Origin of the sequence: Rhizobium sp. R634, from assembly GCF_002211305.1 — a bacterium.
In the GTDB taxonomy this organism is placed as follows: Bacteria; Pseudomonadota; Alphaproteobacteria; order Rhizobiales; family Rhizobiaceae; genus Rhizobium.
This window is the reverse complement of sequence record NZ_LOKW01000028.1, coordinates 152,833-167,311: the sequence shown is the minus strand read 5'-3', so window position 1 is coordinate 167,311 and position 14,479 is coordinate 152,833. Positions and strand designations below refer to the sequence as shown.

The window sequence follows — 14,479 nt, the reverse complement described above, 5'->3', positions numbered from 1 at the left end:
CCTCCGCGCGGCGGCGACAATCCTGTTTTTCATCTTTTGAAATCAGACAGATCGCCGGATTTCGTCATCGCCACGAATAAGCCGCAACAAATGCCGCACGCCGCCGCAATTCGGTCGCGAGCGCGCCGAGATCGAAGCCGCATCATTGCGTGATCCAAAATTGGTTATTGAGGGTACGCCAATGTTTCTGGAAGATGAGCTCGCCATCGGGCGCATACGCATGCGCCGGATTTCCATTTCATTTCTTGTCGCCGCCACCGCCTTTGTCGCCTGTATCGCCGCGATGCTGGGACTTGCCTCAGTCGCCCGCGCCGAGGCGCAGCAGGCGTCCGGCCAGCTCGCGGCACTCGTCCGGCCGAACGACGTCAACAGCGGCTCGCTGCTCTTTCCGTCGAAGGAGCCCGGCTTCTATGTCGAAGCGCCGCGGCTGAAGACCGACGTCGCCATCGACGTCTCCGGACCGGTCGCCAGGGTGAAGGTGACGCAGCGCTTCCAGAACCCGAGCCAGGGTTGGGTCGAGGGCACCTATGTCTTCCCGCTGCCGGAGAATTCCGCCGTCGACGCATTGAAGATGCAGATCGGCGAGCGCTTCATCAAAGGCCAGATCAAGCCGCGCCAGGAGGCCCGCGAGATCTATGAACAGGCCAAGGCCGAGGGCAAGAAGACGGCGCTGCTCGAACAGCAGCGGCCGAACATCTTCACCAACCAGGTCGCCAATATCGGCCCCGGCGAAGAAATCGTCGTGCAGATCGAATATCAGCAGACGGTCCGCCAGTCGGGCGGCGAGTTCTCGCTGCGCTTCCCGATGGTCATCGCGCCGCGCTACAATCCGGCCCCGATCGTCCAGATCGTCGAATTCAACAACGGAGCCGGTTTCGCCACGCCGAGCGACCCGGTGGAAAACCGTGAAAGGATCGAAGCCCCCGTGCTCGACCCGCGCGAAAACGCCAGGATCAATCCGGTCTCGCTGACCGTCGACCTCAAGGCCGGCTTCCCTCTCGGCGACGTCAAATCCTCATTCCACGAGGTCGATATCCGGCAGGATGGCGATCAGGCGAGAACGATCAGCCTGAAGGGCGATTTCGTTCCCGCCGACAAGGATTTCGAGCTCACCTGGAAGGCCGCGCCCGGCAAGATGCCGAGCGCCGGCCTCTTTCGTGAGGTGATGAACGGCAAGACCTATCTGCTCGCCTTCGTCACGCCGCCGACCGCACCGGATGCGGCAGCGCCGGCCAAGCGCGAGGTGGTCTTCGTCATCGACAATTCCGGCTCCATGTCCGGCCAGTCGATCGAGCAGGCAAGACAGAGCCTGGCGCTTGCCATTTCCAAGCTGAACCCGGACGACCGCTTCAACGTCATCCGTTTCGACGACACGATGACCGATTATTTCAAGGGCCTCGTCGCCGCCACGCCGGACAATCGCGAAAAGGCCATCGCCTATGTCAGAGGCCTGACCGCCGACGGCGGCACGGAAATGCTGCCCGCCCTCGAGGCCGCGCTGCGCAACCAGGGCCCCGTCGCAAGCGGAGCGCTGCGCCAGGTCGTGTTCCTGACAGACGGCGCGATCGGCAATGAGCAGCAGCTCTTCCAGGAAATCACCGCGAACCGCGGCGATGCCCGCGTCTGCACCGTCGGCATCGGCTCGGCGCCCAATACTTACTTCATGACCAAGGCCGCCGAAATCGGCCGCGGCACCTTCACCCAGATCGGCTCGGCCGATCAGGTGGCAAGCCGCATGGGTGAGCTCTTCACCAAGCTGCAAAACCCTGCCATGACCGATATCGCCGCGAATTTCGAAGGCATCGCGGCCGAGGACATCACGCCGAACCCGATGCCCGACCTCTATAGCGGCGAGCCGGTCGTGCTGACCGCGGAGCTGCCTGGGGATAAGCCGGCCGGCAAGCTGCAGATCATCGGCAGGACGAGCGATCAGCCCTGGCGCGTCGAGATGGATATCGTCAATGCCGCCGACGGCAACGGCATCTCCAAGCTCTGGGCACGGCGCAAGATCGACGATTTCGAAGCCCGCGCCTATGAGCGCCGGGATCCCGCAGCACTCGACAAGGATATCGAGACGGTGGCGCTTGCCCACCACCTCGTCTCCCGCGTCACCAGCCTTGTCGCCGTCGACGTCGCCCCGTCGCGGCCAGCCAGAGAACCGCTTGGCTCGGCGAAGCTGCCGCTCAACCTGCCCGAGGGCTGGGACTTCGGAAAGATCTTCGGCGAAACCGACGGCGCGACACGCCGGGCCTCCGCGGAGCCGGCAGCAAACGCAACACCGGAACAAGTCGCAGCCGTCGCCCCGCCTGAGATCGCCACCATGATGGCCGCAGCGCCGACGGCAAAAGCCGCCACGCTGATCGCCCAGAAGAGCGCGACCGTAAACCTGCCGCAGACGGCGACGCGGGCCGACGAGCAGATCATGCGCGGTCTCACCATGCTGCTGCTGGCGCTGGCGGCGGCAAGCGGGCTTGCCATCTGGCGCCGCCGCATCAAGGGCCTCGTCACGATCGGAGCTACGCGCGATGGCCGTTAGCAGCCATGAGGAAGCGGCCGAATTCGAGCCGCTTCCGACCTATCTGGAACTCGCCATGGCCGCCGCCACGGCGCATGACATGCCGAGGGCGCGGAGGAAGAAAGGTTTCTTCCTCTGGCGTCTTTCGCCGATCGAAAAGACCATCGCTTTCGCCATTTCAGGTCTTGCCCTTTATGGCCTGGCGCTGATCGGCGACGGCGTCCTGCTGAAGGCGAAGGCGGAGCTCTCGCAGATCCTGCTGAAACGTGCTTTCACCGCCGAACTGCACGGCGAAGAAATGAAGCCCTGGCCCTGGGCCGATTTTACCACGGAAGCCAAGGTGCGCGCGCCGCGCCTCGGCAAGGAGGCGATCGTGCTCTCCGGCGCCTCCGGCGAGGCCCTCGCCTTCGGCCCCGCCTGGCTCGCCAACACGCCGCAGCCGGGCGAGCAAGGCACCTCCGTCATCGCGGCCCATCGCGACACGCATTTCCGCTGGCTGCAATATATAAAGCCGGGCGACACGATCGAGATCACCCGCCGCGACGGCAAGCTGTTGACCTTCAAGGCCGGCGAAGGCCGCATCGCCCCATGGGATGCAAGCGGCATCGATCCCGCCTCCGACGGCCGCCGCCTGGCGCTGACCACCTGCTGGCCCTTCGATGCGACCGAACCGGGCTCGCTGCGCTACATCGTCGAAGCCGAACTGGTGGATGGCGAGGCGACCAGCTCCGTTCAACCGCCAAACACAAAGCCGTTATTGCAAAGCGAATGAGGGTTGAAGCCGTCCCCTGCCCGCTCCACGTTCAGCATGGAAAGACGACGGGGAAGCAAATGAAGATAATATCCGCCTTCCATGTGGCCGCAGCGCTGGTTCTGTTCGCCGCTATACCGGCCGATGCGGCCGATACCGTCAACACGCAGGGCCCGGCTCTGCGCGTCGAGAAGCTCGCCGATGGCCTCGAACATCCGTGGGCGGTCGAGGTATTGCCCGACGGCGCCTATCTCGTCACCGAGCGGCCGGGCCGCATGCGGATCATCCGCGACGGCAAGCTCTCCGAGCCGATCGGCAATGTGCCCAAGGTCAGCGCCCGCGGCCAGGGCGGCCTGATGGACGTGGTGCTTGCCCCGGATTTTGCGACATCCAGAAAATTCTATTTCACCGCCGCCATCGCTAACGGCCAGGGTTCCGGCACCGAAGCCTTCAGCGCCACGCTTTCCAAAGACGAGAAGACGCTCGAGGCGGTGAAACCTGTCTTCACCATGCGGCGCTTCACCTCGGGCAACATACAGTATGGCTCGCGCATCGCGATCGCCCCTGACGGCACGCTGTTCATCAGCGTCGGCGACCGCGGCGACCGCGACCGTTCTCAGGACTGGCAGGATGATGCCGGCTCGATCGTCCACATCAATGCCGACGGCAGCATCCCCGCCGACAATCCGTTCAAGGACGGCGGCAAGGCGCTGTCGGACATCTGGTCGAAAGGCCATCGCAACCCGCAGGGCATCACCTTCGATGCCAAGGACGGCAAGCTCTACACCGTCGAACATGGCGCGCGTGGCGGCGACGAGATCAATCAGCCCGAGGCCGGCAAGAATTACGGCTGGCCGATCATCACCTACGGCCGTGATTATTCAGGCGCCGAAATCGGCGAAGGCACCGCCAAGGAAGGGCTCGAACAGCCGCTGCATTATTGGGATCCGTCCATCGCGCCCGGCGCGCTCGCCGTCTATCGCGGCGCCATGTTCCCGGAATGGGACGGCGACTTCCTCGTCGCGGCGCTGAAATTCCAGCTGCTGTCGCGCCTGCAGCGGGATGAGAGCGGCGCATTCGTTGCCGAGGAACGCCTGTTCGAAGGCGACTACGGCCGCATCCGCGACGTCGTCGTCGCGCCCGACGGCGCATTGCTGATGGTGACGGATGAGGACGACGGCGCGCTGCTCAGGGTTTCCAGGGCACAGGCGAGCAACGGCTGAGCCGTCACAACGAGCCGCGCAACTCCTTGCGGATGACGAATTTCAGCCCCGACCAGATCTCATCGACGGCGCAAACCTTGACGTCGACCAGGCCAGTCGGAAGCAGGATCTCCCGCAACACGTCCTCGGTGATATCAGTCGCCACGCGTGAACTCTTCTTCGGCCAGGAGATCCAGATCATCCCGTCCGGCCTCAGAACATGGAAAAGCGCGGACGCGGCGGCCTCGAGCGCCGCCCGTTCGGTCACAAACAGATGCACATAGTCGAACGCCCGCCGACGCACTTCGGGAAGCGTGCGGACCACCGAGGCAAAACCATCGAAACCGTGGATGCCATCGATCGTCTCGGGAACGCCAAGAAGAGCGGCCGCCTGCCCGCTCGCGAGACCGAGCTTCCTGGCGAGCGGCGTGCCGGAATAGCCCGCCGCACCACTCGCTGGCAGTTCTTCCCGTGGCATGCCCTCACCTCCGTCGTCAGGCGTGAAGTCTTCACCCTTGCCGAACGGAAACGCAACTGCTAACCGCTGGAGCACATCCCTTCCCCTTCGAGGACAACATGACGCGCGTTCAGGCGAACCTCCTTCTATTGCTTGCAGCCGCCATCTGGGGCGGCGGCTTCGTCGCCCAGTCGACGGCGATGAAGGCGATCGGTCCCTTCTGGTTCATCGCCCTGCGTTTTGCCGTCGCCACATTGGCCGTGCTGCCCTTCGTCCTGTTGGAAGCGCGCAAGGCGACGGTGAAGACAGACGCACGCCATGCGAAACTCTACGTGCTCACCGGACTTGCCCTCTTCTTCGGCGCGGCCACGCAGCAGGTCGGGCTGCAGACGACGACGGTGACGAATTCCAGCTTCATCACCGGCCTCTATGTCGTCTTCGTGCCACTCATCGCCATCCTCTTCCTGCGCCGTGCGCCGCATTGGATCATCTGGCCGGGCGCGCTGATGGCTCTCGCCGGCATCTATCTCCTGTCCGGCGGTCATCTCTCGGCACTGACGACGGGAGATCTGCTGACCGTCGTCTGCGCCATCTTCTGGTCGATCCAGATCACCCTTGCCGGCACGACGGTTTCCAAGACCGGCAGGCCACTTGCGCTGTCGGCCACGCAATTCGCCGTCACCGCGGTCTGCGCGCTCGTCATCGCCGCAGCCGTCGAACCAATCAGCCTTTCGGCCATATGGGCCGCGGGACCTGAGATCCTCTATGTCGGCATCTTCTCGTCGGGCCTAGCCTTCGTGCTGCAGGTGATAGCCCAGCGCTACACCACGCCCTCCCAGGCGGCGATCTTCCTCTCGTCCGAAGCGCTCTTCGGCGCTTCGCTTGCAGCCCTGCTGCTCGGTGAGTCGATGCCGGCGACGGGATATACAGGTTGTGCGCTAATGTTTACCGCTATGCTTGTAGTCGAGCTCGTGCCGGGATTGGCACGCCGCCGCCTGCCGGCCGCCTGAACACGCGTCCAAATATGGGTGAATACCGGATTCGAAAAAAAATTTAACGGATCCGGAAAGCCCGTTTACGTTGCATTTTTGGCAAAATCTGCTCGGAACTTACATTGCAGACGATATAAAACGTTAATCATTCCCTCTTCGCGAAGGAAATTTTGCGTTTTTGCGCAAATTGGCCGTTGGCGGGAGTGTGCTCTGAGCGACACGTTAAAAAACTTTTGCTTGCCAAAATCCCGGAAACGCCGCACTCTCGCCCCGTTCGGGCATTTTGCGAGCATGGGAAGTCCTTAAGTATTTGCGCGCCGGAAACGCTAATATTCCGGTCAGCCGGTTCCGAAAAAGGCGGGCGATAGTCCTGTCCGGGGCAGGCCGAGGTAGAGGGGACCTTTTTCTCACATTTCAAGAATTGCCTGCCAACACCTCCCGCAAGGAGGCAATGCTATGATGCTGCCCGTGTGGATGGCGGGCAGAGAGAAAAGGACCTGACGCATGGCCGAGACTGGCACTGTAAAATTCTTCAATACCGACAAAGGCTTCGGCTTCATCAAGCCGGACCGGGGCGGCGCCGATATCTTCGTTCACATTTCTGCCGTTCAGGCTTCCGGCCTGGCCGGTCTGACGGAAAACCAGAAGGTAAGCTTCGACACGGAGCCGGATCGCCGCGGCAAGGGCCCCAAGGCAGTCAATCTGCAGATTGCCGGCTGAGCCCTTAACAAGGCTGTCGAATTCGAGTTGAAGCCCGGCAGCAATGCCGGGTTTTGTCGTTCAGCCTTCGTTCAGCTGGCAATCTATACCACTGACACCATCGAGAAAGGGACCGGCGTTCGGTTCCCGTCATTAGGATCTTATGCTTATGAACAGGCTCGCCAAGACTCTTCTGCTGACGGCAACGGCTGCCGCGCTTACCCTTTCTGCCATCGGCGAGGCATCGGCCCGCGATCGCCACTGGCGCCATCATAACAACAATGACGCCCTCGTCGGCGGCGCCGTCGGCCTCGCCACCGGCCTGATCGTCGGCTCGGCTATCGCCAACGCCAATAATGGTCCTGTTTACGAAGAGCGCCGCTATATCGATCCCGCCTACGAGCCGGATTATTACGAGCCCGCTCCGGTCTATCGCGCGCCGGCACGCCGCGTCTATGCCGAAGAGCCGCGCTACTACGCCCCCGTTCGCACGGCCGTCGAGCCCTGGACGCCGCAGTGGGAGCGCTACTGCTCCTACCGTTACCGCTCCTTCGATCCGCGCAGCGGCACCTATATCGGCTATGACGGCCGCAGCCACTTCTGCACCGCCGGCGGCTGATCGTTCACAATCCCTGATAAAAAGCGCCGCTCCTCAGCGGCGCTTTTGTTTTTTAGGCCCTTCACCCGGCCCTCTTTTCCCAGGGCATCGTTACCACCTCGGCATCCGGCTCGAAATCGGTCGAGACGCTGACGGCGCGCCATTCCCGGTCGGCCGCAATGCGCGCCGCATCCGCCTTCTCGACATTGCGCACCGCATCGCTTCCGAGCAGTAGCCGCAACGGCGGCGCGTCAAGGCCGGCAATGTGGATGATGACCGCAGCCGCTTTGGCGGGGTCGCCGGGCTGACGGCCGTCATACTCGCGCTGGAAGCGCACGGTGGCGCCGACCGTTTCTGCATATTCCGCCCGCCCCTCGGCAAGCACCGTCGAGGCGCCGGCAAAATCCGTCCGGAAGCCGCCCGGCTCGACCACCGTCACCTTGATGCCGAATGGCGCGACCTCCTTCGCCAGCACCTCGGAAAAACCTTCGACGCCGAATTTCGCCGCCGAATAGGCGCCGCGTCCGGCAGGTCCGATACGTCCGCCGACGGAGGAGAACTGGATGATGTGTCCCGCCCCCTGCCCGCGCATCAGGGCGATCACCGCCTTGCTCATAATGATGGTGCCGAACAGATTGGTTTCGATCTGGGCGCGGAAATCGGCAAGGCTGGTATCCTCGATCGAGCTGACATTGCCGTAGCCGGCATTGTTGACGAGCACGTCGATACGGCCGAACCTCTTGACGCCAGCCTCGACCGCGGCAGCCGCCGCACCCTCGTCGGTCACGTCGAGCGCCAGCGTCAGCACCTGGCCGCCATAGCGCTCGGAAAGATCGGCAAGCTGGGCGGGATTGCGCGCCGTCGCCACGAGATTGTCGCCAGCGGCCAGAACCGCTTCCGCCAGCGCCCGGCCGATGCCGCGCGAGCTGCCTGTGATCAACCATACCCTTTGCATTGGAAACCTCTCCTTTATGGGTTCCCACACCATGTATGTCCTATTCTTTCCAATCGAAAGAAGGTACCGGGATGATCCATACCCACCCTGAGGTAACTGAAGTGGCCGACGACATTTTCGATTTCTGCAGCGATATGACGGATGAACAGGATGCCCGCGCCCGCGCTTTGATCGAGCGGGCGGCGGCGAAATGGCCGCTGCGCATCCTGCATGTGCTTCTCGATGCCGGCGCGCCTTTGCGCTTTTCGCGCCTGCTCGAACGGGTCGAGGGCATCAGCCAAAAAGTGCTGACGCAGACGCTGCGCACGCTGGAAAGCGACGGCCTGATCATCCGTACGCTCTATCCCGAGGTGCCTCCGCGCGTCGAATATGAATTGACCCCGCTCGGCCATGACCTTCTCATGCAGGTCGCAGCCCTGTGGCGCTGGATCGTCGGGCGCCTGAATGATTTCGATGCGCGCAAAGCGGTGAAGCTCGCTGCGCCGAACGTTTAAGCGGGAATGCGGATCGTTGCCCTCAAGCCTCCGAGCGGGCTATCGCTGAGCGTGACATTGCCGCCGTGGCTGCGAGCGATATCGCGGGCGATCGCAAGGCCGAGCCCGGTGCCTGAGGCATCGAGATTGCGCGCCGTATCCAGCCGGAAGAACGGCTTGAACACATCCTCGCGATTCTTTTCCGGAATGCCCGGCCCGTCATCGTCGAAAATGACGGTCAGCCATTTGGCATTGTGCTTGGCCTCGATATCCAGCCTGTCGGCATAGCGCCGGGCGTTCGAAGCAAGGTTGGTGACGAGACGCATGAAGGCGTTCGGCCTGACCGATATGTCGTCGTCGCCTTCGATCGAATAGTTGAACCGCTTGCCGTGCAGGGCGAAGTCGGATTCCAGCTTGGCGAAGATCTCGCTCAGTTTCAGCTCGCCGACATCCTCTTCGACTTCACCGCGCGCGAAGGCCATGTAGGCTTCCAGCATCGTCTGCATGTCGTTGACGTCGTCGTTCAGGCCGTGCAGATCGGGATTGTCGCCGGCCAGCGCCAATTGCAGCTTGAAGCGGGTGAGAATGGTGCGCAGATCGTGGCTGACGCCCGAGAGCATTGCCGTGCGCTGCTCGATCTGCCGCTCGATACGCTCGCGCATCAGGATGAAGGCAAGGCCGGCGCGCCTCACCTCGTCGGCGCCGCGCGGATAGAAATTGTCGGGCTTCTGCCCCTTGCCGAAGCTTTCGGCCGCCCGCGCCAGCATCAGGATCGGGCGGATCTGCCCGCGCAGGAAGAGGATGGAGATGCCGATCAGCACCAGCGAAGTGCCGACCATCCAGACGATGAAGATATGGGTGTTCGAGGCATAGGTTTGGCTGCGCTTGGCCAGCACCCTGAGAATCTTGTTTTCGAGCTTGATGCGGATCTCGACGAGGTTCGAGTTGCCGACCGTATCGATCCAGAAAGGCCGGTGGATCTCGTCGGTGATCTCGTCGCTGAGGATGCTATCGAGGATCGAGAAGAACGGCTTGTCGCGCGGCGGCGGCAGGTCGCCATCCGGCTCGATCGAGATCTGCAGGTTGAGCTGGTCGCGGGCGATACGGATGATCTCGCCGTAATCCGAATTCTGCGGGTAGGTTTCGATGATCTCGATGATCGCGGCGATGTCGCGGGTGACGGCAAGCGACAGCCGCTCCGTCACCATCTGCCAATGACGCTCCATAAAGACGGCAGCGACGACGGATTGCAGGAGCACCATCGGAATGATGATGATCAGCAGCGAGCGCGCATAAAGCCCGGTCGGCAGCCGGCGGCGTAGCCAGCGGACGATCGAGCGCCAGCCGGGCACGGGAGCGCGGTCTTCCCGCCGCAAGCTGTCCACTGTCACCATCAGCGCCGGTCCTGGCCGCAATCTCTCTGTGTCACGCCGCTTCCATATCTCTCAAGCATGATGCCGAAAAGTGCGAGCGGTTCTCTGACGACATCATGCTCTAACTCTTTAATTTAGAACAGGATTCAGATTTTAGGCCAACCGGGCCTAAATTCATCCTGTTCTAGTCGATGCTCAGCCTGTATCCGATGCCGCGCACCGTCTGCAGCCAGACCGGATTGGCCGGATCGTCCTCGATCTTGCGTCTCAGCCGGTTGATCTGCACGTCGATCGTGCGCTCGCCGACCTCGGCATCGTCGCCGATCAGCTCGTGGCGGGGGATCGTATCGCCGGCGCGCCGCGCAAAGAGCAGCATGATCTCCTGCTCCCGATCGGTCAGCCGGATCACCTCGCTCGCCCTCTTCAGCTCCTTGCGGGTGAGCGAGAAAGTATAGGGCCCGAACATGACCTGCTCGATCTTCGGTCCCTCGCCGCCGGCATTGCGGCGCAGGATGTTGTTGATGCGCAGCACCAGTTCGCGCGGATCGAAAGGCTTGGAGAGATAATCGTCGGCGCCCGCCTCGAGACCCTCGATCCGGTTGCCCGATTCCGCCAGCGCCGTCAGCATGATGATCGGCACGTTCTTGATGGCGCGAAGCCCGCGCGTGACCTGGATGCCGGATTCGCCGGGCATCATCACGTCCATGATGATGAGGTCGAAATCGAGGCCAGCAAGCTTGCGCTGCGCCTCGGCGCCATCGGCGGCGACGGTGACGCGGAAGCCGTTCTCGGCGAGATAACGATTGAGCAGGGCACGGATGCGGGAGTCGTCGTCGACCACCAGCAGATGCGCCGCATCGTCGGAAATACCTGTCTTGACCGCCATTCAATCCGCCTTCTGTCTGTCCCGCATGCCTCTGAGGAAAGCCTTTACGCCCTCTCGCGCCTCCGCAGAAGCACCATCGAATGCCCGTTCAATGCGGCGCGATTGCGGCTCCGCAAGGGCAAGCGCCAGCTCCCGCCCTGTTTTCGTCGGATAGAGCTTGCGCTGCCGCCGATCCTCGGGACCGGCTACCTGGCGAATATAGCCTGAATCGATCAGCTGTTTCAGCACCCTTGCAAGGCTCTGCTTGGTGATCTTCAGCGTATCCAAGAGATCGGCCACCGTCATGCCCGGATTGCGGTTGACGAAATGCACGACGCGATGATGCGCCCGGCCGAATCCGCTCTTTTCGAGAATGGCGTCAGGATCGGAAACGAAGTCGCGATAGGCGAAGAAGAACAGCTCGATGATCTCGAAATCGATCACGTCGGTATCTTCCATCGGCGTGGCAAGCAACTCCGGCTTGCCCGCTTTCGCTCCCGTCTGTCGTGACACTCGGCATTTCCTTTCTCTTTCCGCGCATCCGGAAACCTTCGCAAAGATATGTCAGCTTTATCGACATAAATTTACGTCGCTGCCAGGCTTTCCACACTCTGCGGGAGCCCGGCACGGACTGTATTTCCCTGGAAACGAAAGCCCCGCCCCTAACTCCGACGCATGCGCGATTTCCCCTTGCGTCTGTGGATAAAACGTAATGGGGACAACAATCAACAGGCATGGCGCTTCGAGTGCCGGAGGAGACCAGGGATAGCTTCCCTTGCTTTCGATCAGTTGGACGGCGAAATCTGGCTCAACGGCAAGTTCGTCGCCTTGAAAGACGCCAAGATCCACGTACTGACCCGGCCGCGGAAGTGCCCCGGTTTCTGAAATCGGCCCGTATCGCTTCACGCCGTCGAAGGAAGCCTATCCGGCGGCTGTCACCGCCGAATAAGACGTCTCGCGCGATCGGCCCGGCCGGTCATTCAAGGTGCTACAGCTTTCTTTGCACGCCTGAAAAGACGCGCGGCGCTGTGGTAACGGCCTGCCGGACCTCTTACCTGTGCGCCCGCGCCATCACCAGCCCGGCGAGCGTCGAGAGAATGCCGCCGCCGATCAGGCCGCCGATGCCGTCGGCGATCAGGCCGGCAATAGCCGCTTCTCCACCGACCATGCTGAGCAGCATGCCGCCGCCGACACCGCCGATCGCACCTGCGATCGTGCGGGCGACGACGTTGATCGAGTGCTGCTTTAACGCAGCACTCGCCGCATTGCCGCCGATGGCGCCGGCAATCAGTTGCACGACAAACGGAAGTAGCGCTTCCATGATTTCCTCCTCTGGCGATCTCCCCGATCGCCCATATATGCCGAACCTTCGGCATATTAGCATTTTATCATATTCAGGAGGAAAGCGTTAAGAAAATCAACCGATGCGGGATTAAGGCGGAGAGACTGCCGGCAGGCCGGCCTATATGTCTTTCGTCATGCTCGGGCTTGTCCCCGAGTATCTGCTTCCGCTTCATAAGGCAGCAGATCGTCGGCATAAGGCCGAGGATGGCGTGGGGTTGAACACGGGGGTCATCAAACTAAAGGCGGCCCCGTGGGCCGCCTCCTTCGATTACTACTCACGTCCCAGTCACGTCATTGATAGACGTAGACGATCCGGCGGGTACCGGGATCGACCAGCACCGGCCGATCGTTGATCCTTGTATAGCGATACTCGTAATCCGGAATCGTCTGGAAGGTGACGTCGGCGGGCACTTCCGCGCCGACCACGACATCGCCGCCGAGCCGTATCGTTTCAGTCGGATTGGTATCGATATAGGTGCGAACGGTTTCCGGCGGGGTAATGGTCTCGACGGCGCCGACCGGGCCGATCAGCTCATCGCCGGGCGCCGGCTGCGGATCGGCGGGCACGACACTGGCGGTCGATTCGTAAGTCACGACGGGAACGCCGATCTCGGCGCGATGCTGTTCGACGATGACGGGGGTGCCGCCGCGGTCGACCTGCAGATAATCGGCATAGACCCAACCGCGCATGCCGTTGACGTCGACGCGGCACCAGCGGCTGCCTTCGATGCAGCCGTCGAGCACCGCGGTCGAGCCGCGCGTGGCAAGACCCACTGCCGGATATTGCGGGCCGGGGCCGGAGCGGACGTTGAGATCATTGACGGTTGTCGCCACCATCTCCGCCTGCGCAAGACCACCGCTCGCCAGGAGCACGGCTCCAGCCAGCAGAATGTTTCTTTTCAAGGTCATGTGAGCGTCTCCTTGGTTTCGATGGCCTGACAACGCGCGGCCTTCCACGATGTTCCCTCCCGTTTCCCCCGGCGAAACCACACGCGGGAGAGGCTTCCTCCAAGCGACTGAAAAAACTGGATAAATTCCACAACCAACGGGTCAGCTCGGTGACACGAACCGTCATAAACTCTTGTTGCAATCCGTCTTTTTGCCGTGAAACAGGCATCGGTGGCGGAAGATTCCGGCTGTCCTTGGCGCGGTTTCGGACTATACCCGGAGCACACGAGACACCAAGCGAGGCACCTATGGGCATGCTCCAGGCCGGCATCATTCCGGTGACACCCTTCCAGCAGAACTGCACCGTTTTCTTCGATCCCGAGACCCAGGAAGGCGTCGTCGTCGATCCGGGCGGCGACGTGCCGCTCATCCTTCAGGCGATCGAAAAAAGCGGGCTGACCATCAAGGAAATCTGGCTGACGCACGGCCATCTCGATCATGCCGGCGGCGCCAGCGAATTGAAGCAAGCCCTCGGCGTCCAAGTGGTCGGTCCGCATCAGGACGACCTGCCGCTGCTGCAACGGATCGAGACCCAGGCCGCGACATACGGCATATCGGGATTGCGCAATGTCGTGCCCGACCGCTGGCTGAAGGATGGCGACAAGGTCTCCTTCGGCGACCACGAATTCGAGGTCTATCATGCGCCGGGCCACGCACCCGGCCATGTCATCTTTTTCAACCGCGCGCAGAATTTCGCCCATCTCGGCGACGTGCTCTTCAACGGCTCGATCGGCCGAACCGACCTGCCCGGCGGCAATCATCAGCAGCTTCTCGATTCGATCCGCGACAAGGTGCTGCCGCTTGGCGACGATGTCGGCTTCATCTGCGGCCACGGCCCAGGCAGCCGCATCGGCGATGAACGACGGAACAATCCGTTTTTGCAGGAAATCAGAGCCGGAGGAACCTCCGGCACGAACGCATCAGGCATAACGGCCGATAAAAAGGTGTGAGCGCACGCTCACATCATCTTCCGGCCGTTCGGCACACCCTGCTCGACCGCGGCAAGCACGATCGCGCCGTTCTCGTCCTCGAATCCGAGCGTCAGCACTTCCGAGCGGAACGGCCCGATCTGGCGCGGCGGGAAGTTGACGACGGCGAGCACCTGCCGGCCGATCAGGCTTTCCAGCGTATAGTGCACCGTGATTTGTGCCGAGGATTTCCTGGTGCCGATCTCAGGGCCGAAATCGATGACCAGCTTGAATGCCGGCTTGCGCGCTTCCGGAAAGGGGCTCGCCTCGATGATCGTGCCGACACGAATGTCGACGCGCTCGAAATCGGCATAGGTGATCTCTTCGGCCATCTGGATC

Annotated in this window: 16 protein-coding genes and 1 pseudogene; 9 read left to right on the top strand and 8 right to left on the bottom strand. The window is 62.3% G+C overall.

Annotated elements, in window-relative coordinates:
- The first annotated feature begins 181 nt into the window (after positions 1–181).
- Genes ATY77_RS30155 through ATY77_RS30145 form a run of 3 tightly spaced genes read left to right on the top strand, consistent with a single transcriptional unit; the run spans position 182 to position 4,489 of the window.
- Positions 182–2,536 carry a marine proteobacterial sortase target protein gene (locus ATY77_RS30155; RefSeq protein WP_088690109.1) on the top strand — a complete coding sequence of 785 codons (2,355 nt, stop codon included), beginning with the start codon at positions 182–184 and terminating at the stop codon, positions 2,534–2,536.
- Entirely contained in the window at positions 2,526–3,287 is a 762-nt protein-coding gene (locus ATY77_RS30150) for a class GN sortase (RefSeq protein ID WP_088690108.1), read from the top strand. Before ATY77_RS30155 ends, ATY77_RS30150 begins: the two co-directional genes overlap by 11 nt.
- Before the next feature lie 59 nt (positions 3,288–3,346).
- Positions 3,347–4,489 carry a PQQ-dependent sugar dehydrogenase gene (locus tag ATY77_RS30145; RefSeq protein ID WP_088690107.1) on the top strand — a complete coding sequence of 381 codons (1,143 nt, stop codon included), beginning with the start codon at positions 3,347–3,349 and terminating at the stop codon, positions 4,487–4,489.
- Positions 4,490–4,493: 4 nt separating this feature from the next.
- Here the strand turns inward: ATY77_RS30145 and ATY77_RS30140 are convergent, their stop codons facing one another.
- Positions 4,494–4,946 carry a DUF3052 domain-containing protein gene (locus ATY77_RS30140; protein ID WP_088690106.1) on the bottom strand — a complete coding sequence of 151 codons (453 nt, stop codon included), beginning with the start codon at positions 4,944–4,946 and terminating at the stop codon, positions 4,494–4,496.
- A gap of 98 nt (positions 4,947–5,044) precedes the next feature.
- Here ATY77_RS30140 and ATY77_RS30135 point away from each other — a divergent pair, with 98 nt between their 5' ends.
- The 3 genes from ATY77_RS30135 to ATY77_RS30125 all read left to right on the top strand — a co-directional run bounded on the left by ATY77_RS30135 (position 5,045) and on the right by ATY77_RS30125 (position 7,235).
- A complete protein-coding gene (locus ATY77_RS30135) occupies positions 5,045–5,935 on the top strand; it encodes a DMT family transporter (protein ID WP_088690105.1) in 891 nt (296 codons plus the stop codon).
- A gap of 486 nt (positions 5,936–6,421) precedes the next feature.
- A complete protein-coding gene (locus tag ATY77_RS30130; protein WP_003561293.1) occupies positions 6,422–6,637 on the top strand; it encodes a cold-shock protein in 216 nt (71 codons plus the stop codon).
- Between the two features lie 142 nt (positions 6,638–6,779).
- On the top strand, positions 6,780–7,235 hold the full coding sequence (locus ATY77_RS30125) for a BA14K family protein (protein ID WP_190233568.1): 456 nt from the start codon (positions 6,780–6,782) through the stop codon (positions 7,233–7,235).
- 61 nt (positions 7,236–7,296) lie between these two features.
- On the opposite strand, the gene ATY77_RS30120 is transcribed toward ATY77_RS30125, so the two are convergent.
- Positions 7,297–8,169 carry an oxidoreductase gene (locus ATY77_RS30120; protein ID WP_088690104.1) on the bottom strand — a complete coding sequence of 291 codons (873 nt, stop codon included), beginning with the start codon at positions 8,167–8,169 and terminating at the stop codon, positions 7,297–7,299.
- A 35-nt stretch (positions 8,170–8,204) separates the two neighbouring features.
- Here ATY77_RS30120 and ATY77_RS30115 point away from each other — a divergent pair, with 35 nt between their 5' ends.
- Positions 8,205–8,663 carry a helix-turn-helix domain-containing protein gene (locus ATY77_RS30115; RefSeq protein WP_088690103.1) on the top strand — a complete coding sequence of 153 codons (459 nt, stop codon included), beginning with the start codon at positions 8,205–8,207 and terminating at the stop codon, positions 8,661–8,663.
- Here the strand turns inward: ATY77_RS30115 and ATY77_RS30110 are convergent.
- From ATY77_RS30110 to ATY77_RS30100, 3 genes are all read right to left on the bottom strand, one after another.
- Positions 8,660–10,036: an ATP-binding protein gene (locus ATY77_RS30110; RefSeq protein ID WP_088690102.1), complete on the bottom strand. Its 1,377-nt coding sequence runs from the start codon at positions 10,034–10,036 to the stop codon at positions 8,660–8,662. The genes ATY77_RS30115 and ATY77_RS30110 overlap by 4 nt on opposite strands.
- A gap of 163 nt (positions 10,037–10,199) precedes the next feature.
- A complete protein-coding gene (locus ATY77_RS30105) occupies positions 10,200–10,901 on the bottom strand; it encodes a response regulator transcription factor (protein WP_088673100.1) in 702 nt (233 codons plus the stop codon).
- Entirely contained in the window at positions 10,902–11,393 is a 492-nt protein-coding gene (locus tag ATY77_RS30100; protein WP_088673099.1) for a MarR family transcriptional regulator, read from the bottom strand.
- Positions 11,394–11,645: 252 nt separating this feature from the next.
- Here ATY77_RS30100 and ATY77_RS33345 point away from each other — a divergent pair.
- Positions 11,646–11,738: pseudogene (locus ATY77_RS33345) on the top strand (branched-chain amino acid aminotransferase); the annotation flags it as partial.
- A 193-nt stretch (positions 11,739–11,931) separates the two neighbouring features.
- On the opposite strand, the gene ATY77_RS30090 reads toward ATY77_RS33345, so the two are convergent.
- Positions 11,932–12,201, bottom strand: coding sequence for a hypothetical protein (locus tag ATY77_RS30090; RefSeq protein ID WP_088690101.1), 270 nt, complete (start codon positions 12,199–12,201; stop codon positions 11,932–11,934).
- Between the two features lie 314 nt (positions 12,202–12,515).
- Entirely contained in the window at positions 12,516–13,133 is a 618-nt protein-coding gene (locus ATY77_RS30085; RefSeq protein WP_088690100.1) for a DUF1236 domain-containing protein, read from the bottom strand.
- 287 nt (positions 13,134–13,420) lie between these two features.
- Here ATY77_RS30085 and ATY77_RS30080 point away from each other — a divergent pair, with 287 nt between their 5' ends.
- Positions 13,421–14,122, top strand: coding sequence for an MBL fold metallo-hydrolase (locus tag ATY77_RS30080; RefSeq protein ID WP_088690099.1), 702 nt, complete (start codon positions 13,421–13,423; stop codon positions 14,120–14,122).
- Positions 14,123–14,130: 8 nt separating this feature from the next.
- Here the strand turns inward: ATY77_RS30080 and ATY77_RS30075 are convergent, their stop codons facing one another.
- The gene (locus tag ATY77_RS30075; RefSeq protein WP_088690098.1) at positions 14,131–14,472 is read right to left on the bottom strand and encodes a tRNA-binding protein; all 342 of its coding nucleotides are present in this window, start codon (positions 14,470–14,472) and stop codon (positions 14,131–14,133) included.
- Positions 14,473–14,479 lie beyond the last annotated feature (7 nt).